Source organism: Nocardia sp. NPDC058244 (genome assembly GCF_042882065.1).
Classification (GTDB): Bacteria; Actinomycetota; Actinomycetes; order Mycobacteriales; family Mycobacteriaceae; genus Nocardia.
In genome coordinates this window covers 32,243-55,576 of record NZ_JBHVWX010000016.1, presented here as the reverse complement: position 1 = coordinate 55,576, position 23,334 = coordinate 32,243, and the positions used below count along the sequence as shown (strand labels likewise).

The window sequence follows — 23,334 nt, the reverse complement described above, 5'->3', positions numbered from 1 at the left end:
GAAGGAGATTTCTTGTGACCGGTGCAGTCACCGACCCCACCCGGCCCGACCACGCGACCAGCTACCCGCCCGCCGCGGAGTTCGTCGCGCAGGCGAATGCCGATGCCTCGCTCACCGAGCGGGCCACCACCGATCGTGCCGGTTTCTGGGCCGAGCAGGCGCACCGGCTGCACTGGCACACACCCTTCACCCAGGTGCTGGACTGGAGCGACGCCCCGGTCGCGCGCTGGTTCGCCGACGGCGAGCTCAATGTCGCCTACAACTGCGTCGACCGCCACGTCATCGACGGACACGGCGACCAGGTCGCCATCCACTGGGAAGGCGAACCCGGCGACTCGCGCGACATCACCTATCACGAACTGCTCGAGGAAGTCTCGCGCGCGGCCAACGCGTTCACCGCGCTCGGCCTCGAAGCGGGTGATCGCGTGGCGATCTACATGCCGATGGTGCCCGAAGCGATCGTCTCGATGCTGGCCTGCGCGCGACTGGGACTCACCCATTCGGTCGTCTTCGCCGGGTTCTCGCCGACGGCCCTGCGGCAGCGCGTCGACGACGCGCAGGCGCGCCTGATCGTGACGACCGACGGGCAGTGGCGGCGCGGCAAACCCGCCCCGCTGAAGTCGGCGGTGGACGAGGCCCTCGGCGACGAGCCGACCTCGGTCGAGCACGTGCTGGTGGTGCGGCGCACCGGTCTGGACGTGCCGTGGACGCCGGTCCGCGATCTGTGGTGGGACGAAACCGTCGCGCTCGCTTCGCCCTCCCACGAAGCCCAGCCCTTCCCCGCCGAACACCCCCTCTTCATCCTCTACACCTCCGGCACCACCGGAAAACCCAAAGGCATCCTGCACACCACCGGCGGCTACCTCACCCAAGCCGCCTACACCCACCACAACGTCTTCGACCACAAAGCAGGCACCGACGTCTACTGGTGCACCGCCGACATCGGCTGGGTCACCGGCCACAGCTACATCGTCTACGGCCCCCTCGCCAACCGCGCCACCCAGATCGTCTACGAAGGCACCCCCAACTCCCCCACCGAACACCGCCACTTCGAGATCATCGAAAAATATGGCGTCACCATCTACTACACCGCCCCCACCCTCATCCGCACCTTCATGAAATGGGGACGCGAGATCCCCGACGCCCACAACCTGACCACCCTGCGCCTGCTCGGCTCCGTCGGCGAACCCATCAACCCCGAAGCCTGGCGCTGGTACCGCGACGTCATCGGCGCCAACAAAACCCCCATCGTCGACACCTGGTGGCAAACCGAAACCGGCGCCATCATGATCTCCCCCCTGCCCGGCGTCACCGACACCAAGCCGGGCGCGGCCACCGCACCGCTGCCGGGTATCTCGGCGAAGGTCGTCGACGACGACGGCACCCCGCTGGGCAACGACGCCTCGGGCCTGCTCGTGCTGGATCAGCCGTGGCCGTCGATGCTGCGCGGCATCTGGAACGACATGGATCGGTTCCGTGAAACCTATTGGCAGCGTTTCGCTTCCGAGGGCTGGTACTTCGCCGGTGACGGGGCCAAGCTCGACGCCGACGGCGATCTGTGGATCCTCGGCCGGGTCGACGACGTGATGAACGTGTCCGGCCACCGCATCTCCACCGCCGAGGTCGAGTCCGCGCTCGTCGGGCACCCGGCCGTGGCCGAGGCCGCCGTCGTCGGCGCCAGCGACGCGACCACCGGACAGGGCATCGTCGCCTTCGTCATCCTCACCGGGTCGGCCGAGCGCACCGACGCACTGGTCACCGAACTCAAGGCCGCCGTCTCGCTGGAGATCAGCCCGATCGCCCGGCCGCGCGAGATCCACCTCGTCCCCGAGCTGCCCAAGACCCGCAGCGGCAAGATCATGCGACGGCTGCTGCGCGACGTGGCCGAGGGCCGCGAACTCGGCGACACGTCCACCCTGGTCGACCCGACCGTGTTCGAAGCGATCGCGAAGGGATGACCCGGCGATCCGCCGCGCACGCATGTCGGAGGGGCACGGCGTCCGCGACAACGGGCATGCTGTGAGGGTGGAGATCCCTATGTTCCCGCTGGGCGCGGTCCTGCTGCCCGGCGAGCCGCTGTCGTTGCAGATCTTCGAGCCGCGCTATGTCGCGCTGGTCGAGGACTGCCTCGACGGCAGGCGGGAGCCGGAGTTCGGTGTGGTCCTGATCGCGCGGGGGCACGAGGTCGGTGGCGGTGAGGTTCGTACCGATCTCGGCGTCCTGGCCCGGATCACCGATGTCGTCGAGCTGTCGGGCTCACGGTTCCGGCTGCGCTGCGCGGGCACCGAGCGGATCCGGGTCGACGAATGGCTCCCCGACGCGCCCTACCCGCGCGCCGAGGTGACGGCGTGGCCCGACGGCATCGGCGCCGACGACAGCGAACTGCTGGCCGACCTGCGCAAACGCGCCGACCGGCTGCACACGCTCACCGCGCAGCTCGCGCGGCGCTCCGGGATCCGGCGGCCACCGCCGTCGGCGTCGCTGGAGGACCTCTCCGACGACCCGACGGTGCGCTCCTACGAGCTGGCCGCGCGCCTGCCGATCGGGCCGACCGACCGGCAGGCGGCGCTGTCGGCGCCCGACCCGTACACCCGGCTGGAGAATCTCATCGTCGCGGTCGACGACGCGATCGCGATGATGGAGTTCCGCCTGCAGTGACGGCGCTCAGCCGACGGTGATCGCGACCTTCGCCCTGGCGTGCTCGGTCTCCAGGTAGTGGATGGCGGCCGGGGCCTCGTCGAGGGGGTACGTCCGGTCGATGATCGGCCGGACCCGGCCCGCGTCGATCAGGGCACGGAGTTCGTCGAGTGCCGCGCTGCTCTGGCTCGCCGTCGGCACCCGGAGGGTGGGACGCACGAACGGGCGGCTGAGCTGGGCGCGGACCATGAGCCCGAGCGGGCCGAAAAGGCTGCCGCCGGTGTAGTTTCCGCCGCTGGACAGGACCAGGGTGCCGGTCGGCTCGACCAGGCGAAGCAGCTCGCGCAGACCCCGGCTGCCCGCCAGATCGAGGACGGTGTCGTAGCGGCCGGTCACCGTGTCGCGGGTGTAGTCGACGACCCGGGCGGCGCCGAGCCCGCGGATCAGCTCGACATTGCGGGTGCTGCACACCCCGGTGACCTCGGCGCCCGCGGCGAGCGCGAGCTGCACGGCGAAGGTGCCGACCCCGCCGGACGCGCCGATGACCAGTACCCGCTCCCCCGCTGTCACGTGCCGCAGGCAGGTCAGCGCGGTGTTGGCGGCCAGCGGGACGGCCGCCGCCTCGGCGAAGCTCAGCCCCGCCGGTTTGAGACCCACCACCGACCGGTCCACCGCCAGGTACTCGGCGAACGCCCCGCTGGTCGACTCGCCGTACACCTCGTCACCCGGCCGCAGATCCGTCACCCCGGCGCCGACCGACTCGACGGTCCCCGCGAAGTCGCCGCCGTGGATCGGCTGCGCGGGACCGCGGCGCCCGAACACCGACCGGTCCAGCCACCGCACGATCTTCGGATCGCCCCGCATGATGTGCCAGTCCCGCGCGTTCACCGATGCCCCGCGTACCCGCACCAGCACCTGCCCGGCCCCGGCCACGGGCCGCTCGACCTCCGCGACCTCGAGCATCGCCGAAGATCCGTATACCTGCTGCACGATCGCCTTCACGTGCGTGACAGTAGGCCCGCACCGGTCCCGGCCACATCGGGGAAGTCCCGGAGAAATCGTCCCCGATCATCCGGTCGAGAGTTCGAACCGGGGACCCGCCGATCCCGTTGAACCGATAAGGAGCGGTCGGACCGCCCGGCCACCGCCTATGTCGCTAGTTCCGATCGGAGTTCCACGATGACCAGTAACGAAATACAGCTCGACCGCAGGACCGTAGTCGTCGGCGCGGGGGTGCTCGCCGCGGCCGCGACCGTGGCCGCCTGCGCGGGCAAGGACGAGAGTGCGCCCGCGGCGGCGCAGGCGCCCGTCGGCGGGCCGACGGGGGCGTTGGCGAAGACCGCCGATGTGCCGGTGGGGGGTGGGGTGATCGTCGGGGACACGGTGATCACCCAGCCGTCGGCGGGGACCTTCGTCGGGTTGTCCTCGACGTGCACGCACGCGGGCTGCCGGGTCGGCTCGGTCGCCGACGGCTCGATCAACTGCCCGTGCCACGGGAGCCGGTTCGGGCTCGACGGCAGCGTCACCGCGGGTCCTGCCACGGCGCCGCTGCCGGCGAAACCGGTACGGGTGGAGGGTGATTCGATCGTTCCCGCCTAGGAGGCAGGTCAGCCCGCCGGGTTCATCATCTCGTCCATGCGGCGCTGCATCTCTTCCGGCGTGACGTCTTCGATGTGGGTCGCCACCGTCCAGCGGTGGCCCCACGGGTCTTCGAAGGCGCCGCTGCGGTCGCCGTAGAACTGGTCGGTCATGGGGTTGATCTCGGTGGCGCCCGCGCCGAGGGCGGCGGCGAACGCGGCGTCGGCGTCGGGGACGTAGACCATCAGGTTGACCGGCGAACCGCCGACCGCCTTCGGGTCGAGGAAGCCGATCTCCGGCGCCGGGTCGCCGACCATGAGAACAGAGTCGCCGACGAGGAGTTCACAGTGCGCGACGGTGCCGTCCGGACCTGGCATGCGCATGCGCTCGGTGGCGCCGAACACGGCGAGGTAGAAATCGATCGCGGCACCGGCGCCCGCACACGAGATGCCAGGACAGATACGCGGATAACCAGCGGGAAACGGGGAAACATCAGACATCGGATACCTCCGGGTCGAGGTTGATGCTCGGACCGTTCAGAGCCTATTCCCCTCCACTCGCCGGGGAAAGGTCATCCGGCGAACGGTCTTCCGGCAGGCCCGAAAGACTGGTAGAACTTGTTTCAGTTTTGTTGTCTGATCCGGAGGGCCGGAACATGCGCTACGGGCTCGTGTTGTTCACCAGTGACCGGGGCATCACGCCCGCCGACGCCGCGCTGGCGGCCGAGAACGCGGGCTTCGACGCGTTCTACGTCCCCGAGCACACCCACATCCCGGTGGTGCGGGCCGCGGCACATCCGCAGACCGGGGACTCCTCGCTGCCCGACGACCGCTACCTGCGCACCCTCGATCCGTGGGTGGCGCTGGCGACGGCGGCCGCGGTGACCGAGCGGATCACCCTGTCGACGGCGGTCGCGCTGCCCGCCGAGCACCATCCGATCACCCTGGCCAAGACCATCGCCTCGCTCGATCACCTGGCCGGCGGCCGGGTCGAGCTCGGCGTCGGATTCGGCTGGAACACCGACGAACTCGCCCACCACGGCGTCCCGCCCAAGAAGCGGCGCACCGTGCTGCGCGAGCACCTCGACGCGATGCGCACCATCTGGTCGCAGGAGGAAGCCGAGTTCGAGGGCGAATTCGTGCGGTTCGGTCCGAGCTGGTCGTGGCCGAAGCCGACCAGCCCGACGATCCCGGTCCTGCTCGGCGCCGGCGGCACCGAGAAGTCCTTCGGCTGGCTGGCCCAGCACGCCGACGGCTGGATCACCACCCCGACCGAAGGCGACCTCGGTGAGAAGATCGCGCTGCTGCACCGGGTCTGGCGGGAGGCCGGCCGCGAGGGCACGCCGCGCGTGATCGCGCTGGCCGGGCGCTACGACGCCGCGCAGCTCGCGCAGTGGGAAGAACTCGGCGTCACCGAGGTGGTCTTCGGGATGCCGGACCGCTCCGCCGACGAGGTGCGCGGCTACATCGCCCATCTCGGCGGCAAGATCGCGCCGCCCGTGCCCGCCGCCACCTGAGGCGCCTCAGCCGCGCAGTTTGCGCACCTGCGCGGCGGTGAGGTCGGCGAGCACCCCCGGGTCGACGGTCTCCGGCGCGGTGACCACGACCTGGACCAGGGTGTTGCCGACCTGCACCAGGGCCGCCGCGGAGGTGAGCGTCAAGCCTTCGCTGGTGGCGGTCAGGGTGAAGGCCGAGCTCGCGTCGCCCGCGGGCGGCTGGGCGAGGGCGGTGGTGCGGTAGTCGATGTGCACGCCCGCGTCGTCGCCGGTGTAGGCGGCGCAGCGTCGCGGCTGCGCCTGCACCGCGTCGAAGGCGGCCGCCAACGCGGCATCGGGATAGCTCGCGGCATCGATATCGATCGTGGCGTAGCTCGGCCCGGCGAACTGGACGGACGCGGCCGCCGATGATCCAGGGTGCTGATCGGCGATCGGGCTGAGCAGCCTGCCGCAGTCCGGCGGATCGGTGGGCGCCGCGGGCGGCACGGCCGGGCCGTCGTCGCCGGTGCGCGGCGGGACCACACTGAAGTCGCCGGGCAGATCCGGTGCCGCCAGCAGCCCGGCCGCGAGCTGGGCGGGATCGCGCACCACCGTGCCGCTGCCCGGCGCCGCCGTGGCGGCCGCGGGGAAGGAACCGGCGGGCTCGTCGTCGGAACCACAGCCGACGACACCGGCGAGCGCGGCGCAGGCCGACGCGGCCGCGCTCGCGCGCAGCAGGGTCGACCGCATCATTCGGTCCAGGAGACGCGCGTCGACTGGGTCTGCACGAGGGTGCTCACGCTGCGCGCGTCGCGGTAGATCTGCTGACCGCCGACATCGATGGCCCCCGAGACCGGCAGCGGGAGACCGAGATCGACGGTGATCGTGCCGGTGCCCTCCATCACGTAGCCCTCGATCTCGAGCGAGCCCGCGTTGTTGGGCAGCATCCACACCTTCTCGGTTGGGGTCTGGGTCACCTGCAGGTCGATGGTGAGCCGGTCGCCGTCGCGGCTGGTCAGGGTGGCGGTGGTGATCTGGTCGAGGGTGACGCCGCCGGTGATCTCCTGGTGCACCGTCCACACCGCGCCAACGCCGACCGGTGCGTCGGGGAACGCGATCGAGCGGTAGACGGCCTGGTAGAAGGCCTGTTCCAGGGCGGCGCGCGCCGTGTTGGGGGTATCCGGCGACGGCGCGAGGCGCAGTTCGGTGATCGCGCCCAGGTCGCTCATCTCCAGGCCCGCGTGCGAACCGTCGGCGGTGGTGAACGCCTTGTTCAGGACCGGGTCCGGCGTGGTGACGGTGCCGACGGTGACGTCGACCCCGTCGGTGCCTGCGCGGGCGGTCATCGGGATGGTCAGCGCGGCGGGCGAGAAGTCGCGGGCGGGCTGATCGTTGACCTGCTGCTGGATCCGGTAGTCGGTGCACAGCGTCACCTCCTGCGTGGTGCCCGCCGGGTAGCGGGGACGCAGCAGATCGCGCGGCTCGTCGCCGGCCGAGACCAGGGTGGTGACGGCGGCCGTGATCGGCACCGTCACTTCCTTACCGATGCCGAGCGGCTCGGTGCCCTCGACATCGGCGGGCGATGCCGACCGGTCGGCGCACCCCGCGCCGAAGGTCGCGAACCCGAGCACGAGCGCCACGAGTAACACCCCGGGACGCGCGATGCGGGGTAAGCGAGAACTAGACAACACCGTCACAGCCATCAGGGTACGACCGCTTCCTGAGTAACAGCTGGGACTCCCGGGCACCGCGGCGCAGCGCGGATCGCCACTAGGGAATGATGGTCGCGTGAGTGAAGACCGGCCATCCGACAACGCTGCCGTTCCCGAGACGGGCGACGACTCGGCGGCACCGGCCCCCGACGCCGCGCCCGAGCCCACCGGAACGGACAAACCCGCTGGTCGCCGTCGGTTGACGACGCTGCTGATCATCGCCGTCGTGCTGTTCGGCCTCGACCTGCTGACCAAGTGCCTCGCCGTGGCCTTCATCGATCCCGGCGAATCGGTGCCGATCATCGGCGATTTCGCGCGGTTCACCCTGGTGCGCAACCCGGGCGCGGCGTTCTCGATGGCGACCGGCATGACCTGGCTGCTGACCCTGATCGCCGCGGCCGTGGTGATCGGCGTCATCCGGATCGGGCGCACGCTGCGCTCGCTGTGGTGGGCGATCGGCCTCGGCATGGTGCTCGGCGGCGCGCTGGGCAACCTGGTCGACCGGATCTTCCGCTACCCCGGCCCGCTGCAGGGCCATGTCGTCGACTTCGTCGCCGTCGGCTGGTGGCCGGTGTTCAACGTCGCCGACTCGGCCATCGTCTGCGGCGCGATCCTGCTCGTCGCACTCACCGTGTTCGGGTTCGAGCCGGACGGCACCCGCAGCGGTCGCAAGCACACAGAGGAGACCGCGTGAGGGAAACCAGGACCATGCCCGTTCCCGACGGGCTGGACGGGATGCGGGTCGACGCGGGCCTGTCCCGGCTGCTCGGGTTGTCGCGGACCGCGGTCGCCGCGCTGGCCGAGGAGGGCTCGGTGCAGCTCGACGGCGTCGCCGCGGGCAAGTCGGACCGGCTGACCGCGGGCGCGTGGCTGGAAGTGGTGTTCCCCGAACCGAAGCGCGAGCTGACCGTCGAGGCCACCCCGGTGGAGGGGATGAAGATCCTCTACGCCGACGACGACATCGTCGCGGTGGACAAGCCGATCGGCGTCGCCGCGCACACCGGCGTCGGCTGGACCGGCCCGACCGTGGTCGGCGGCCTGGCCGCGATGGGCTACCGGATCTCCACCTCGGGCGCGCACGAGCGGCAGGGCATCGTGCACCGCCTGGACGTCGGCACCTCGGGCGTGATGGTGGTCGCCCAGTCCGAACACGCCTACACGATGCTCAAGCGCGCCTTCAAGCAGCGCACGGTGGACAAGCAATACCATGCCCTGGTGCAGGGACATCCCGATCCGAGCAGCGGCACCATCGACGCGCCGATCGGGCGGGCGCGCGGCAACGACTGGAAGTTCGCGGTCACCGGCGACGGCAGGCCCAGTGTCACCCACTACGACACGATCGAAGCCTTCCAGTCGGCCAGCCTGCTCGATGTCCATCTGGAGACCGGCCGCACCCACCAGATCCGGGTGCACTTCTCGGCCGTCCGCCACCCCTGCGCCGGTGACCTGACCTACGGCGCCGACCCGACGCTGGCCAAGCGCCTCGGGCTGGAACGGCAGTGGTTGCACGCGCGTCAGCTCGGTTTCCACCATCCCGCCGACGGTCGCTGGCTGGAGATCACCAGCGAGTACCCCGACGACCTCGCGGGCGCACTGGACGTACTGCGCAATGCCTGACGACCCGCGGTCGTCCGAACCGGTGCCGGACCCGGCGCCGGACGACCGCGGGAGCGCCGGGGATCGCCGCGTGTCGGGGCGGACGGCGCTGTTCATCGCCGCGGCCGTGGTGCTGGCCGTGGTCGTCGTCGTGCTCGGCATCCTCAATCCCCGCCCGTCCATGGGCGTGACGACCGATCGGCTGGGTCCCGCCCAGGGCGAGCAGGTCGAGGACTATCTGCGCGAGGCGCGTGCCTCGCTCGACGGCGCCGACACCGATCCGCACTGGGCGCTGGTGTCGTTCACCGACTACCTGACCGCGCAACAGATTCCGGCCGCGGCTGACGGCCTGCGGGTGGCGGGCGTGATCCAGCACGTCCCGATCGACCGGGTCCAGACGCCGGTGATCACCGTCGCGACCCCGGCCGGTGACGAACCGGCCGTGCGCTCCGCCGACGCGGCGGCGGGACTGGTGGCCGCCCAGCGGTTCCGGGATCAGCGCAGTGCCGATATCGCCCGGGTCACCGAGGCCAGGTTGCGCGCGGGCTGCGCGTGCACGGCCGGGCTGGTCGTGCGCGGCACCCTCCCCCAATTGCGGGAGCTGGCAACGCGACCCGGCGTCCGCACCGTGCAGGCGCTGCCCGCCGACGCGATCGCGGGCCGCTTCGCGGTGGCTCCGCTGCTGCCGGAATCGACCGGGGTGATCGCGCCGACGCCCGACGACGGCCCCGTCCCCGCCGAGTAGCCCGACCCGGTCGGCGACCGTCCGCACCGGGAGCGGCCGCCACCGGGCAGCGGGTCACGCCGCGACGGTGGCGTGACCGATGGTGATGTCGCCGTACATGTTCCGGGCGAAGACGCGCACCGTGTCGTCGCCCGCCGCGGCGGCCGCGGCGACGTCGTTGGTGATCGAACCGTAGGCGGCGAAGGTCTCCAGGTGCGCGGCGGTACCGGCGCGGACACCCACGACCAGCTCACCCATCGACGTCTCCAACTGGAACACCCCGCGGGCGGCTTCGCCGATCCGGATGTCGCCCTTGGCCGTCTTCGCGGTCACCGACCCGCGCGGGCGCTCGACCGTGATGTCTCCGGCGGCCACCTCCAGGTCGCACTCGCCGAGATCGCCCGCGCCGACCAGGCGACCGAGCGCGGTCGAGGCCTTCAGTTCGGAACCGGCCGGAACCTGGATGCGCACCTGGACCGAGGACTTGCCGCTGAACGCACCGGAGTACCACTTGCTCTTCGGCGAGCGCACGGTCAGCGCACCCGCGACGAACTCGGCCGTCATCTGCTCGGCGGCGCGGATGTCGCTCTTGCTGGACGGGTCGGTGGGGCGGATCTCGACGACGGTGTCGGCGCGGTCGGCGGCGGTGACGACCACGTCACCACACGGCACGTCGACGGTGACGGTGATCGGGTCCGGGGTCTGGAAGGTAGGCATGGCGATACTCCTCGGAAGGTGTGGAAGGAACGTCCCGGGCTGACTCGATGTGGTGTCGCTCCGGCTATGCCCCAACTATATGTAGAAGTATACGTATACACAAGCCCGAATCGTGGTCGACCACGTTTTCGCAGATGAAGCGGCCTTTTCGCGCCCCCGTCGACCGGCCTAGCCCGGGCCCGGGATGACCAATCCGGCTTCGTAGGCGGCGATGACGAGCTGTACCCGGTCGCGGGCCAGCAGTTTGGCGAGGATCCGGCTCACGTGGGTCTTCACCGTCAGAGGGCTCACCACCAGGGTCTCGGCGACCTCGGCGTTCGACATCCCCTTGGCGACGAGGATCAGCACGTCGAGTTCGCGGTCGGTGAGAGTGCCCAGCGACGGTCGCGGCGCGGGATCGGGCACGGCCCTGACCCGGGCGATGACGGTGGCGGTGGCGCTCGGCGACAGCAGCGACTCCCCCGCGGCGACCGTGCGGATCGCGGCGAGCAGGGCGGCGGGCCTGGTGTCCTTGATGAGGAATCCGCTGGCGCCCGCGCGCAAGGCGGCCAGGACGTTGTCGTCGGTGTCGTAGGTGGTGAGCACCAGCACGCGCACCCCGGCCAGGTCCTCGTCGGCGGCGATCCGGGCGGTGGCGGCGATGCCGTCGAGTTCGGGCATCCGGATGTCCATCACCACGACATCGGCGCGTTCGGACCGGGCCAGCGTGATCGCCTCGGCGCCGGTGGCGGCCTGCCCGACGACGGTCAGGTCCGGTGCCGAGTCGACCAGCAGCGCGAAAGCTTCGCGGACCAGGGCCTGATCGTCGGCGAGCACGACCCGGATCACGGTGCGCCCCCGCCGGATTCGGCCGCCACCGCGGACAACGGCAGGTCCGCGGTCACCGTGCAGCCGGTGGGCGTGCCGTCCACCCGCAGGGTGCCACCGATCGCCTCGGCGCGTTCGGTCATCCCCCTGATCCCGAATCCGGTGGTCGTCGACCGTGTTCCGCGGCCGTCGTCGGCGACGGTGACGATCAGCCGGGTGTCGCGATAGTCCAGGCCGACCCGGACAGCCTGCGCGCCCGAATGTTCGACGACATTGGTCAGCGCCTCGCCGATGATCCGGTAGGCGACGAGTTCCACGGTGGGTGACAGGGGCCGGACCCGGCCGGTGCCGGTCGTGGTCACTACGACACCCGCCGCCGCGACCGTGTCGGTGAGCGCCGGGAGGTGCTCGAGTGTCGGCAGCGGCGAGCGCGAATCGCCGCCGGGCGCGCGCAGGACACCCACGGTGGCCCGGAGTTCGGCCCTGGCGTCGACGCACGCGTCGGTGATCGTGCCGAGCGCGGCGCCGAGCACGGCCGGGTCGTCGTGCCCCTCGGCGAGCAGGTGCCCGGCGACCCCGGCCTGCACCTGGATGACGGTGATCGTGTGGGCGAGCAGGTCGTGCAGGTCGCGGGCGATGCGCAGCCGTTCCTCGGCGACCCGGCGCTCGGCCTCCTCGTCGCGGGACCGCTCGGCGCGTTCGGCGCGGGCCAGTACCTCACCGAGGTAGGCGCGGTGCAGCCGGACGGCCTCGCCCGCCACGCACGACACCACGATCCAGCCGGTCGTGCCGAAGGCCTGCAGCGGCAGGTTCTCGCCCAGTTCGGGTGAGGCGAGCATGCCGCCGACCCCGAGCAGGACCACCGCCGTGATCACCACGAACGTGCGGCGGCGATTCCCGTCGGCCGCCACGGTGTACAGCGCGACCATCGTCGACGGGAACGCGGCCTCGTGCGGGTACTCGAGCGTGTGATAGCCGAGCGCGAACAGCACGTGCACGGCCAGCACGATCATCGGCGCCCGGCGCCGGGCGACCAGCGGCACCGTCGTGCCGGCCAGCAGCGCCACCCCGACCGCGTCGAGCGGGCGCTGTTCGGCGAACGCCCGCGCGAGGACCAGCTCCCCGACGAACACCGCCGCGGCGAGCGCGCCGTCGGTCCACCATCGCCTGTGCATCGCCGTTCATTGTCCGGCAGCCGCGACCGCCGTGCGTACTCCGCGCGGAGTATCCGCGAGACCGGCCCGTGGGCGGACGATTCGGCGCGGATCCGGCGCGACGCTGCTCGCATGAGATTCCTGTTCCCCTCGAAAGCACGCGCGTGGCTGCTGATCGGGCTGTGGGTCGCGGCGGTACTCGCCCTGTTCCCGCTCGCCGGTTCGCTCGACGCGGCGAAGTCCGACAAAGAAACCGACTATCTCCCCGCGGCGGCGCAATCCACCCTGGCCGAGGAACTCTCGGCGGCGCTGCCCGGCGGCACCGAGAACACCTTCCTGGTGGTGTACCACCGGCCGGGCGGGCTCACCGCGGCCGACCGGCAGGCGGCGACCGGCCACTACGCCGCGCTCCGTGCGGAATACGGCAGCACCGCGGGTCCAGAGCAACCCGTGGCCGCCGAAGACGGTGCGGCGGTGATGTATCCGCTCCTGGTCGCGGCGAGCCACGGCGAACCCGCCGAGTACCTCGCCGATCTGCGTTCGGCAGTCGCCGAGCATCCTGCGGGACTGGCCGTTTCGGTGACCGGACCCGGTGCGCTCGACGGCGACTTCGAGGGCGCGTTCGACGGGATCGACGAGCGGTTGCTGATCGTCACCGTGCTCGTCGTCACGGTGATCCTGCTGCTGACCTACCGCAGTCCGCTGCTGTGGCTGCTCCCGCTGGTCTCGGTGGCGGTGGCGAATGTGGCGGCGATGGCGGCGGTGTACGGGCTGACGCGCGCGTTCGGCATCACCGTCAACGACCAGAGCGCGGCGGTGCTGACCATCCTGGTGTTCGGCGTCGGCACCGATTACGCGCTGCTGATCGTCGCCCGGTATCGCGAAGAGCTGCGCACCACGGCCGAGGTCGGGGCGGCCATGGTCGCGGCGTTGCGGCGCACCGTCCCCGCGATCGCGGCCTCGGCGGCCACGGTGAGCCTGGGCCTGCTGTGTCTGCTGGCAGCGGACATGAACAGCGCGGCGGGCATGGGGCCGGTCGGGGCGGCGGGCATCGTCTGCACGGTCGTGGTGATGGTGACGCTGTTCCCGGCGATCCTGATGGTGTGCGGGCGGTGGATCTTCTGGCCGCGCATTCCGCGACCCGGCACCGCCGCGCCGACCGTCTCGGGGCTGTGGGTCCGGATCGGGACCGCCATCGCCGACAAGCCCGCGATCAGCGCGGTCGCCGCCTTGGCGGTGCTGGGCGGGCTGAGCCTGGGTCTGCTCGGCACCACCGACTCGCTGTCTCGCGCCGACCAATTCGTGAACGCGCCCGAGTCGGTGACCGGTCTGCGGGTGATCGCCGAGCACTTCCCGGCCCGCGCGGGCACCCCGCTGACCATCGTGAGCCCCACCGGATCGCGGGACGCGGTCGTGGCGGCCGTCCGCGCCGATCCCGGCATCGCCGAGGTCGAGGACGGGCGCAACGGCGCCGGGATCAGCGAAATCACCGCGCTCCCGCGCGATCTCGCCGGCACCCCGGCCGAGACCGCGACCATCGACCGGCTGCGCGGTGCCCTCGCCACGATCGCGCCCGGCACCGTCGTCGGCGGGCCGAGCGCGGCGAACCTGGACACCACCGAGGCCTCGGCGCACGACCGCAGGGTCGTCATCCCGCTCGTGCTGCTGGTGGTCACGGTGGTGCTCGCGGTGCTGCTGCGCGCGCTGGTCGCGCCGATCGGGTTGGTGCTCACCGTGGTGGCGTCCTTCGCGGCGGCGCTGGGGGCGAGCGTATTCGTGTTCGAGCACGTCTTCGGATTCCAAGGCCTGGATTCCGGATTGGTGCTGATGGCGTTCCTGTTCCTGGTCGCCCTCGGCGTCGACTACAACATCTTCCTGGTCAGCCGGGCGCGCGAGGAAGCGGCGGAAGTGGGGACCAGGGCGGGCATGCTGCGCAGTCTCAGCGTCACCGGCGGGGTCATCACCTCGGCGGGCATCGTGCTGGCCGCCACCTTCGCCGTCCTCACCACGCTGCCGGTGGTCTCGCTGGCGCAGCTGGGCTTCACGGTCGCGTTCGGCGTCCTGCTCGACACGCTGCTCGTGCGCACGGTGCTGGTCCCGGCGCTGACCTTCCTCGCGGGTGATCGGGTGTGGTGGCCGCTGGGCAGGCCGACCCGATCGGCGCTACGGGAGGATCGCCGGGAGCCGTTGGCGGACAGCCTGTCCCGGGTCACCTAGCGCCACCAGCGCGGTACGACGGCGCCCGTCCCGACCGGAGGGGCGCCGCTCGTGTGCGGGGGATGCGGCGGGCGGCCCGGCTCAGTCGGGCAGGGTGACCACACCGTCGAGGTAGCGGCGGCAGCGTCCGAGCAGCAGCACCCGGTCGTCGGCGAGCTCGGCGCGCAGCGTGCCGCCGCGCCGGGACAGCTGACGGGCGGTCAGCGTCGTGCGGCCCAGCTCCCGGCTCCACAGCGGGACAAGCTGGGCGTGCGCCGAACCGGTGACGGGGTCCTCCGGGATGCCGACACCGGGGGCGAACAGGCGCGAGACGACATCGGTGGCGGTGCCGGGCGCGGTGATGATCGCGCCACGGGCCAGGGCCGGGAAGGCACCGAGATTCGGTGTGGCGGAGCGGACTTCGTCCTCGGAGGCGAGGACGATCACCTCGTCCTGGCCGGTGAAGGCGCGGACCGGGGTGACGCCGAGCGCGGCGACCAGGGCCGGGTCCGGGTCGACCCGCACCGAGGCGAGCGCGGGCAGGTCAAGGACGTACTCGTCGTCATCGGTGCGGTCGACGTGCAGCCAGCCCGAGCGGGTGTAGAAGCTGACCCGATCGTGCTCGGGGTGCAGGTCCTCGATGATCTGGGTGGCCGAGGCCAGCGTGGCGTGCCCGCACATGTCCACCTCGACCGCCGGGGTGAACCAGCGCAGGTGGAACGCGGGCCATTCGCCGGGCGGGCCGCCGGCGTCCGGGGGTAACTCGGAGGTGTAGAACGCGGTCTCGGCGAGGTTGTTCTCCTCGGCCAGCTGTTGCAGCAGCGCGTCCGGCAGCCAGCGGGGCAGCGGCATGACCGCGGCCGGGTTGCCCGAGAACGGTGCGTCGGTGAACGCGTCGATCTGGTGCAGCAATACCTCCATAGTGCGCAAAGGTACTCCAACACCGAATGTGCGTCCGGCGCAAGGGTTCTCGAGGCAAACCCGGCCTGGTCAGCGCGGTCTCAGGCGCCCTGGGCGCCCACCGCGGGCGCAAACTTGCCCGCGTTGCCGGACAGTCGCGCCTGCACCCACCACGCCAGCTCCACCAGCACGATGCCCACCGCGCCGCAGACGAACGCGGCCAGCGTCAGCCGGGGGTTGGACGGGTCGAGCTTGAAGAACTCCCGGGTGAACGGAATCGTGAACAGCGCGATGTAGGCGAGCACCGACACCGCGATCAGCACCACCTTCCACCAGGTGTACGGCCGGGCGACCAGCGCCAGCACCCATACCGCGATCATGATCAGGGTGATCAGCGCGGTGGTGCCCGCCTGGATCTTCTGCGTCTCCGTGGCTTCCGGCCCGGCGTAGGCGATGAGGTAGGCCACGAACGTCGCCACGCCGATCACCACGCCCGAGGGCACGGCCAGGCGCATGACCCGGCCGACGAACCCGGTGCGGGCGCGCTCGTTGTTCGGCGCCAGCGACAGGATGAACGCCGGGATGCCGATGGTGAACCAGGCCGCGATGGTGACGTGGCGCGGCAGGAACGGATAGCCGATCGGGTCGTAGCCGAAGATCTGCGAACCGACCCCGGCCAGGCCGACCAGGAACGCCAGCAGCACCGAGTACACGGTCTTGGTGAGGAACAGATTCGAGACCCGCTCGATATTGCCGATCACCCGACGGCCCTCGCCCACCACGTACGGCAGCGTGGCGAACTTGTTGTCCAGCAACACGATCTGGGCCACCGCGCGCGTCGCCGGGCTGCCCGCGCCCATCGCGACGCCGATATCGGCGTCCTTGAGCGCGAGCACGTCGTTGACGCCGTCGCCGGTCATGGCGACGGTGTGCCCGCGCGACTGCAGCGCGCCGACCATGGCGCGCTTCTGATCCGGGCGCACGCGGCCGAAGGTGGTGTCGCGCTCGAGGACGTCGGCGAGCGCGTCGCGGTCCTCGGGCAGCGAGCGCGCGTCGACGGCGTGATCGCCGCCGGGCAGGTCCAGCGAGGAGGCCACCGCGCCGACCGAGACGGCGTTGTCGCCGGAGATCACCTTGATCGAGACGTGCTGGCTCGCGAAGTATTCCAGCGTGCCCTTGGCGTCGGGGCGGACCCGCTGTTCGAGCACGACGAGCGCCGCGGGCTCGACCCGGCCGGGGGCGTCGTCGGCGTCGACCGGGCGATCGGAGCGGGCCAGCAGCAGCACGCGCAGGCCCGAGGAGCCGAGGTGTTCGGCCCGCTCGGCGTCGGCGGAGCTGGGGTCGAGCAGCACGTCGGGCGCGCCGAGCAGCCAATCACCGTGGGCGCCATAGGAGATGCCGCTCCACTTCTTGGCCGAGGAGAACGGGGCGATGGCGGTCTGCGACCAGTCCGGTGCCTCCGGGAAGGCTTCGGCGATGGCCTGCACGCTCGCGTTCGGGCGCGGGTCGTCACCGGCCAGGGCGGCCAGCACCTGCCGCACCTGGTCCTCGTCGAAGCCATCGAGCGGTTCGATCTGCGACAGCCGCATGCCGTTCTCGGTGAGGGTGCCGGTCTTGTCCGCGCACACCACGTCGACGCGGGCCAGGCCCTCGATCGCGGGCAGTTCCTGCACCAGGCAGTTGCGCTTGCCCAGGCGCACCACGCCCACCGCGAACGCGATGGAGGTCATCAGGACCAGGCCCTCGGGCACCATCGGCACCAGCGCCGCGACCATGCCGGTGACGGCGGGCCGCCAGGACTCCTTGCTCGAGACCAGCTGGTTGTAGATGCTCAGCGCGCCCGCCGGGATCAGCAGGTAGGTGATGAATTTGAGGATCTTGTCGATGCCGGAGCGCAGCTCCGAGTGCACCAGGGTGAACTTGCTGGCCTCCTCGGCCAGCTTGGCCGCGTAGGCGTCCTTGCCGACCTTGGTCGCGCGGTAGGCGCCCGACCCCGACACCACGAAGCTGCCCGACATCACCGGGGCGCCGACGCCCTTGTCGATCGGGTCGGCCTCACCGGTGAGCAGCGATTCGTCGACCTCGAGCGCGGCGGCCTCCTCGACCTCGCCGTCGACGACGATCTGGTCGCCCGGGCCCAGCTCGATCAGGTCGTCGAGCACCACCTCGCCCGGCGCGACCTGCTGGGCGACGCCGTCGCGGCGCACCGTCGGCTTGGCCTGGCTGACGATCGCCAGCTGATCCAGCGTCCGTTTGGCCCGGATCTCCTGGATGATGCCGACCGCGCTGTTGGCCACGATGAGCAGGCCGAACATGCCGTCGATGATCGAGCCGGTGGACAGCACCAGCAGGAACAGCACACCGAGAATGGCATTGATCCGGGTGAAGACGTTCGCGCGCACGATCTCGCGCACGGACCGGCTGGCTCTGGCCGGGACATCGTTGGTTCGCCCGTCGCGGCGTCGTTCCTCGACCTGTGCTGCGGTGAGCCCGGTCGCCGCGGGCTCCTGCACGGAAATGGACATGCTCGTCAGGCTACGTCAGTCGTAACATGGGATGAATGCAGCGCAGCCCCTCTCCGCCCGGTGTCGTCTTCGGTACCGGCGCCTATCTGATCTGGGGTCTGTTCCCCGCGTTCTTCGGGTTGCTGGCGTTCGCGTCGGCGGCCGAGGTGGTGGCCCAGCGCATCATCTGGACGCTGGTCGTCGTGCTGATCGTGCTGGCGCTGACCGGGCGGCTGCGGGCGATGCGCGGGATCGACGCGCGGACCTGGCGGCTGGCGGCCGCGGCTTCGGCGGCCATCGCGATCAACTGGGGCACCTATGTGTACGGCGTGAATTCCGGGCATGTCGTGGAGTGCGCGCTGGGGTACTTCATCAATCCGCTCGTCACCGTGGCGTTCGGCGTCGTGCTGTTCCGGGAGCGGCTGGCCCGCGCGCAATGGGTGGCGCTGGGACTCGGCGCGCTGGCCGTGGTGGTGCTCACCGTCGACTACGGCAGGCCACCGGTGATCGCGCTGGTGCTGGCCTGTTCGTTCGCCACCTACGGTCTGGTCAAGAAGGTGATCCCGCTCGACGCGCTGCGCGGCATCGCCGCCGAGGGCATCGTCGCGGTGCCGTTCGCCGTCGCCTTCCTGATCGCGCTGATGGCCACCGGACGCACCGAATTCACCTCCACCCCCGCCCATTTCGGGCTGATGCTGGCCACCGGACCGGTCACCCTGATCCCGCTGCTGCTGTTCGCGGTCGCCGCCCAGCGGGTCCCGCTGTCGACCATGGGCATCCTCCAGTACCTCACCCCGGCCCTCCAGATGGCCTGGGGTGTGGCCGTCATGCACGAGCCGATGCCCGCCTCCCGGTGGGCAGGCTTCGCCCTCATCTGGGCCGCGCTGGCCGTCTTCACCACCGACGCCCTGCGCCGCGCGCGACGGACGCGCCGCGAGAGCGCGGTCCCCGCGCCCGCCGATGAGGTCAGCACGCCCTGACCGGGCCGAATCCGCCGCGCGACACGGGCGCGCCGGGGGCGAAAGCTTGGTGTGTCTCACAATCCGACCGGTAGGCTCGACAGCTGGACAAACGGCGAGCGGGCGCCCGAGAGGGGTGGGTTCGGTGCATGATGCGGGGTTCTCTGATCGGGTCGCGGGGGTGCTCGTCGGCGGGGCCGCGGGGGACGCGCTGGGCGCGGGCTACGAGTTCACCGTGCCGGGTCCGGGGGCGGTGATCGACATGGTCGGCGGCGGGCCGTTCCACTGGGCGCCGGGCGAGTGGACCGACGACACCTCGATGGCGCTGGCGATCGTGCTGGCGGCGGTGAACGGGCCGGGGATCGACCTGGACGCGGTCGCGGCGGGGTTCGTCGCCTGGTACGACAGCGTGCCGCCCGATATCGGGAACCAGACCCGGAATGTGTTGTCGGCCCGGCCTTCGTCGGCGCTGAGCATGCAGGCGGTGGCGATGTCGCTGTCGGGTCGCACCGGCGGCAACGGCTCGCTCATGCGGACCGCCCCGGTCGCGCTCGCCTATCTGGACGATCCCGCGGCCTGTGTCGCGGCGGCGGGCCGGATCGGGATGCTGACTCACTTCGACGAGCACGCCGTCGAGGCGTGCAAGATCTGGACCTACGCCGTGCGGCACGCGGTGCTGCACGCCGACTTCGACGGTGTGCGCGAATATGTCTGTGGCTCACCACAAGCCGCGTACTGGAACGAACGCCTCGACGAAGCCGAGAAGGGCACCCCCGCCGACTTCCCGAACAACGGCTGGGTGGTGCACGCCCTGCAGACGGCCTGGTGGGCGATCACCAGCACCGACCGGTCGACGCCCGAGCACCTGCCCCGCGCGCTGGAAGCCTGCGTGCGCGCGGGCAACGACACCGACACCACCGCCGCCATCGCGGGTGGGCTGCTCGGCGCGCGCTGGGGCGCGTCTGCGGTCCCGGCGCGCTGGCGGTCCCTGCTGCACGGCTATCCCGGCCTCACCGGCGCCGATCTCCCCGACCTGGCACAGCGCATCGCCGCCCACTCCCGCTGACGGGCCCCCGACGCCGCCGATCTCCCGGCGCGGGGACACCTCCGCGCCGGGCTACCCGATTACCAGGCGGTGATGATCGGGCCGGGAGTCCAGGTCCCCCAGCGGTTCTCGGAGTCCACCTGCGGTCGTGCGGGCACCGCGGTGGTGTCCAGGGGCAGGTACTGCTCGAGCGAACCCCAGTCCCGATCCCAGTCGTTGTTCAGGTAGGTCGGCAGGGTGCGGGCGGTGAACAGCAGCTGGGTCCAGCCGAGCGGGCCGCCACCGTCGTGGCCCTGCCACAGGTTGGTGATGGTGGCACCGTTGCGGTCGGGCAGGATGCGATAGGTGGGCAGCTCCGCGATGCCGTTGTAGGTCGGGAGGTGGTTCTGGCACGGGAAGTGCAGGCCCACCGCCCAATCCAGCAGCACCGGCGTCTCGCTGCCGACGAGGGCGTTGAGCGTGGTGGTCTGCGGCATGCGCGGCGGGGTGAGCGCCAGCCACTGGTCCGGGCCCAGGTCCTTGTCCTGGGCGACCAATCGCACCACGCTCGTGTCGGCGGGCAGCTGGTCCAGCGGGACGCGCAGGTTGCGCCACATGGGCGCGGGACCGATGTCGATCGGCGCCACCTGCCCGGTCACCGTGACGGTGCCGTCGGCGGCCGCGGTGCCGTACTCGACGGCCAGTTCCTGGCCGGGGTGCACGATGCCGTCGGCGTCCACCGAGCGGATCCGGCCCGCCACCGACACCGCGAGGATCGGGCCACGCGGACCCTCGGGCAGGCGGAACCAGCCGGTGGTCAGCGCGGCGGGCTCCTGCGCGCCCGCGCGGTAGCTGCCGAGCACGGGCGTGGTCGCGGGGTCGAGGCCGAACGGCAGGGCCAGCGAACCCTGCCGGGACTCCGAACCGGCCGAGGTCGACGCGTCCCGCAGCTTGTCGGGATCGTCGGAGACCGAATTCGCCTGACCCGTGGTCGATTCCACCTCGTCGGAGGTCAGCACCGGCGCCACGCCGTCGGGGCGGAACCCGGTCGAGTCACCGGCCATGGCGCTCGCCACGTCGCCGGTCAGCGGCGCCAGCATCGACGCGTTCGGGTCGGTCTCGACGAGCACCTCGTCGGCCATGCCGCAGCCACCGCCGAAGGCCGCCTCGAGGTTCGAGCCTGCCAGCGAGTACGCCGGGTACTGCGCGACGGTCGCCTTCGCGAACGAGGCCACCTCGAACAGCACCATCATCGCGGCGACCACCGCCAGCACCGGCACCCGCGCCAGCCGCCCCGACCGGGTGGCCGGGCTCGGATGGATGTGGAACCACGCCGCGATCGCCAGGCACAGCACGGTCAGGCCGACGAAGGCGGTCGAGATGCCGTAGCCGGCGATGCTCGGCGGCTTGTCCCACCACGGGATGCCCCACGACGAGACGTACCAGTAGCCGTTGGCGCCGACGAAGGTCATCGAGAGCGCGAAGAACACCGCGGCGGCGAACAGCGCGCGATTGCGCAGCGGCCGCAGCACCGCCGGGCTCACCGCCACCGCGGTCACCGCGGCGACGCAGGTGGCCAGGCCGGCGAACACGCCGAACTGGTGGGTCCACTTGGTCGGCGAGAACATCATCAGCACCATGGCGGCGAGGGTGATGCCGAGCAGCCTGCGGGTCGGGCCGACCGCCGTGCCGGGGATGTGCCCGCCGCGGCGCAGCATGGTGGCCGCGCAGACGATCAGCCCGAGCAGCATGGCGAAGACACCGAAGCGGCGGGTCAGCCAGCCGTCGGCGTTGAGCTGGAGCAGGTACTGGTAGCGCAGGAACTCGAAGAACCAGGACTCCCCCGGCCCGATCTTGCCGTGCACCGCGAACATCTCGCGCACACCGGCCAGGGTCCGGTCGGCGAACACGACGGTCAGCACCAGCGTGCCCGCGGCCAGGATCGGCAGCAGCTGCGCCAGGTAGCCCACCGTCTTGGCCCGCCGCACGATCACCGCGGTGACGACGCGGGCACCGGCCACCAGCGCACCCAGGCAGATCAGGCCCGACGGCGCGCCGGTGAGGGTGAACGCCGCGACGATCACCGCGACCGCGAACGGCAGCAGCCGCCGGGTCGCGATGGCCCGCTCGACCGAGACCCAGGTGACCAGCACACCCAGCGCGACGACGAACTCCGCGCGCAGGCCGTTGTTGTAGGGCAGCCAGAAGGCCAGGAACACCAGCGCCGCGGTCCAGGTCGCGACCCGCTGACGGCGCACCGCCGTCCCGAGCCGGGGCAGCACCTCGCGGCTGATCAGCCACCAGGTCAGCAGGCCGGCGCCGAGCGCGGGCAGCCGCACCAGCGGGCTGACGGCCGAAAGATGGGTGATCCAGCCGATGATGTCGGTGTAGGGCGTGTAGAACGGCCCCTCGTCGACGCTGAACCAGCGGTAGTAGTTCGACATGCTGCCCGAGGAGCGAGCGCCCCTGGCCATGCCGAGGATGTAGCCGTCGTCGGAGGTGTTGGCGCCGATGAAGTGCCAGACGACCAGCACCGCGAACACCAGCCAGTCCACCGGCCGCAGCCGCCACCAGCGCTGCGGCAGGAACCGGCGGGCCGAGCGACCGTCGAGCGCGTCCAGGCGGTGCAGCGCGAACAGCGAGAGCGCGGTCGCGAGCAGGCACAGCGCGATCACACCGAGCTTGAGCCAGGTCGGCGAGGTGGTGTAGCGCGAGTCGGCCACCACCCGCACGTCCAGGCCGGCGGGCGGCGCGCCGGTCAGCTCGCTGAAGACGCCGACCACCTGGGGACGCAGATCGCTGGGCAGCACCGCGCCGGACGCCCCGAGACCCGTCGTGGTGACGGCGGCTTCCTGCGGCGTGAGGGCGACCGAGAGCGCGCAGCCGCTCCCGAGGACCTCGGCCAGCGGCACCGTCCACAGCAGGGTCGAGCGGGACACCACGTCGACGCGACCCGCGCGCTCGGGCGTGTCGGCGACGACCTTGACGACGAAGCCGTACTTCTCCATGTCGGCCGACTGGTGCGGGATCGTCGACACCGCGACGCCGCCGGTCTCGGCGAGCGAGCTCAGCGCCGCGCACGGCACGGTCGCCGTCAGCTCGGCGGGCGCGTAGGCGACCAGCGGGGATTCGATCGAGGTGGTCGCGCCACGCTGCGGCCAGGACACCGTCGCGGTGTCGACGCGGACCGGCAGGAACGGGATGGCGATCGCGCTGAGGACGCCGACCAGACCGGCCACGATCGCGACGACGCGGACCCAGCGGTCGGGCCCGGCCCCTCGCGCGGAGTCCGAAACATCCTTGGGCGGATGCCCCTGCCGCACGATCGTCTCTACCACGGGGCCCGATAGTA

General features: G+C 71.5%; 20 protein-coding genes. 10 read left to right on the top strand and 10 right to left on the bottom strand.

What is annotated here, in order from left to right:
- Window positions 1-14 precede the first annotated feature (14 nt).
- Window positions 15-1,958 (top strand): acetate--CoA ligase, encoded by a 1,944-nt coding sequence (acs, locus tag ACFVW6_RS33880; RefSeq protein ID WP_378833561.1) that lies wholly within the window; start codon window positions 15-17, stop codon window positions 1,956-1,958.
- 79 nt (window positions 1,959-2,037) lie between these two features.
- Entirely contained in the window at window positions 2,038-2,658 is a 621-nt protein-coding gene (locus tag ACFVW6_RS33875) for an LON peptidase substrate-binding domain-containing protein (protein ID WP_378833607.1), read from the top strand.
- A gap of 6 nt (window positions 2,659-2,664) precedes the next feature.
- Here the strand turns inward: ACFVW6_RS33875 and ACFVW6_RS33870 are convergent, their stop codons facing one another.
- Window positions 2,665-3,639: an NAD(P)-dependent alcohol dehydrogenase gene (locus ACFVW6_RS33870; protein WP_378833563.1), complete on the bottom strand. Its 975-nt coding sequence runs from the start codon at window positions 3,637-3,639 to the stop codon at window positions 2,665-2,667.
- A gap of 177 nt (window positions 3,640-3,816) precedes the next feature.
- On the opposite strand from ACFVW6_RS33870, the gene ACFVW6_RS33865 reads away from it, so the two are divergent.
- Window positions 3,817-4,236, top strand: a complete 420-nt coding sequence (locus ACFVW6_RS33865; RefSeq protein WP_355284308.1) for a Rieske (2Fe-2S) protein — start codon at window positions 3,817-3,819, stop codon at window positions 4,234-4,236.
- Window positions 4,237-4,244: 8 nt separating this feature from the next.
- Here the strand turns inward: ACFVW6_RS33865 and ACFVW6_RS33860 are convergent, their stop codons facing one another.
- A complete protein-coding gene (locus ACFVW6_RS33860) occupies window positions 4,245-4,715 on the bottom strand; it encodes a VOC family protein (protein ID WP_378833565.1) in 471 nt (156 codons plus the stop codon).
- Between the two features lie 155 nt (window positions 4,716-4,870).
- Between ACFVW6_RS33860 and ACFVW6_RS33855 the strand changes: the two genes are divergently transcribed.
- A complete protein-coding gene (locus ACFVW6_RS33855) occupies window positions 4,871-5,731 on the top strand; it encodes a TIGR03619 family F420-dependent LLM class oxidoreductase (RefSeq protein WP_378833567.1) in 861 nt (286 codons plus the stop codon).
- A 6-nt stretch (window positions 5,732-5,737) separates the two neighbouring features.
- Here the strand turns inward: ACFVW6_RS33855 and ACFVW6_RS33850 are convergent, their stop codons facing one another.
- Window positions 5,738-6,442 carry a hypothetical protein gene (locus ACFVW6_RS33850; protein ID WP_387793623.1) on the bottom strand — a complete coding sequence of 235 codons (705 nt, stop codon included), beginning with the start codon at window positions 6,440-6,442 and terminating at the stop codon, window positions 5,738-5,740.
- The gene (locus tag ACFVW6_RS33845) at window positions 6,439-7,392 is read right to left on the bottom strand and encodes a hypothetical protein (protein ID WP_378833570.1); all 954 of its coding nucleotides are present in this window, start codon (window positions 7,390-7,392) and stop codon (window positions 6,439-6,441) included. Before ACFVW6_RS33845 ends, ACFVW6_RS33850 begins: the two co-directional genes overlap by 4 nt.
- Window positions 7,393-7,477: 85 nt before the next feature.
- On the opposite strand from ACFVW6_RS33845, the gene lspA reads away from it, so the two are divergent.
- The 3 genes from lspA to ACFVW6_RS33830 all read left to right on the top strand — a co-directional run bounded on the left by lspA (window position 7,478) and on the right by ACFVW6_RS33830 (window position 9,742).
- On the top strand, window positions 7,478-8,095 hold the full coding sequence (lspA, locus tag ACFVW6_RS33840; RefSeq protein WP_378833571.1) for a signal peptidase II: 618 nt from the start codon (window positions 7,478-7,480) through the stop codon (window positions 8,093-8,095).
- Window positions 8,092-9,018, top strand: coding sequence for an RluA family pseudouridine synthase (locus tag ACFVW6_RS33835; RefSeq protein WP_357349152.1), 927 nt, complete (start codon window positions 8,092-8,094; stop codon window positions 9,016-9,018). Before lspA ends, ACFVW6_RS33835 begins: the two co-directional genes overlap by 4 nt.
- 70 nt (window positions 9,019-9,088) lie before the next feature.
- Window positions 9,089-9,742 (top strand): hypothetical protein, encoded by a 654-nt coding sequence (locus ACFVW6_RS33830; RefSeq protein WP_378833573.1) that lies wholly within the window; start codon window positions 9,089-9,091, stop codon window positions 9,740-9,742.
- A gap of 54 nt (window positions 9,743-9,796) precedes the next feature.
- Here ACFVW6_RS33830 and ACFVW6_RS33825 read toward each other — a convergent pair whose 3' ends face one another.
- The 3 genes from ACFVW6_RS33825 to ACFVW6_RS33815 all read right to left on the bottom strand — a co-directional run bounded on the left by ACFVW6_RS33825 (window position 9,797) and on the right by ACFVW6_RS33815 (window position 12,420).
- Window positions 9,797-10,438, bottom strand: coding sequence for a hypothetical protein (locus ACFVW6_RS33825; RefSeq protein WP_378833574.1), 642 nt, complete (start codon window positions 10,436-10,438; stop codon window positions 9,797-9,799).
- Between the two features lie 168 nt (window positions 10,439-10,606).
- Window positions 10,607-11,266, bottom strand: a complete 660-nt coding sequence (locus ACFVW6_RS33820; protein WP_378833575.1) for a response regulator — start codon at window positions 11,264-11,266, stop codon at window positions 10,607-10,609.
- Window positions 11,263-12,420: a sensor histidine kinase gene (locus tag ACFVW6_RS33815; protein WP_378833577.1), complete on the bottom strand. Its 1,158-nt coding sequence runs from the start codon at window positions 12,418-12,420 to the stop codon at window positions 11,263-11,265. Before ACFVW6_RS33815 ends, ACFVW6_RS33820 begins: the two co-directional genes overlap by 4 nt.
- Before the next feature lie 111 nt (window positions 12,421-12,531).
- Here ACFVW6_RS33815 and ACFVW6_RS33810 point away from each other — a divergent pair, with 111 nt between their 5' ends.
- Window positions 12,532-14,616: an MMPL family transporter gene (locus ACFVW6_RS33810; RefSeq protein WP_378833578.1), complete on the top strand. Its 2,085-nt coding sequence runs from the start codon at window positions 12,532-12,534 to the stop codon at window positions 14,614-14,616.
- Between the two features lie 81 nt (window positions 14,617-14,697).
- On the opposite strand, the gene ACFVW6_RS33805 is transcribed toward ACFVW6_RS33810, so the two are convergent.
- Together ACFVW6_RS33805 and ACFVW6_RS33800 are read right to left on the bottom strand one after the other, a co-directional pair.
- Window positions 14,698-15,516, bottom strand: coding sequence for a PhzF family phenazine biosynthesis protein (locus tag ACFVW6_RS33805; RefSeq protein ID WP_378833579.1), 819 nt, complete (start codon window positions 15,514-15,516; stop codon window positions 14,698-14,700).
- A gap of 80 nt (window positions 15,517-15,596) precedes the next feature.
- A complete protein-coding gene (locus tag ACFVW6_RS33800) occupies window positions 15,597-18,020 on the bottom strand; it encodes a cation-translocating P-type ATPase (protein WP_378833580.1) in 2,424 nt (807 codons plus the stop codon).
- 35 nt (window positions 18,021-18,055) lie between these two features.
- On the opposite strand from ACFVW6_RS33800, the gene rarD reads away from it, so the two are divergent.
- Together rarD and ACFVW6_RS33790 are read left to right on the top strand one after the other, a co-directional pair.
- Window positions 18,056-18,979: an EamA family transporter RarD gene (gene rarD, locus ACFVW6_RS33795; RefSeq protein WP_378833581.1), complete on the top strand. Its 924-nt coding sequence runs from the start codon at window positions 18,056-18,058 to the stop codon at window positions 18,977-18,979.
- A gap of 115 nt (window positions 18,980-19,094) precedes the next feature.
- Window positions 19,095-20,024 carry an ADP-ribosylglycohydrolase family protein gene (locus ACFVW6_RS33790; protein ID WP_355284351.1) on the top strand — a complete coding sequence of 310 codons (930 nt, stop codon included), beginning with the start codon at window positions 19,095-19,097 and terminating at the stop codon, window positions 20,022-20,024.
- Window positions 20,025-20,083: 59 nt separating this feature from the next.
- Here the strand turns inward: ACFVW6_RS33790 and ACFVW6_RS33785 are convergent, their stop codons facing one another.
- On the bottom strand, window positions 20,084-23,320 hold the full coding sequence (locus ACFVW6_RS33785; RefSeq protein WP_378833583.1) for an arabinosyltransferase domain-containing protein: 3,237 nt from the start codon (window positions 23,318-23,320) through the stop codon (window positions 20,084-20,086).
- Between the last annotated feature and the right edge of the window lie 14 nt (window positions 23,321-23,334).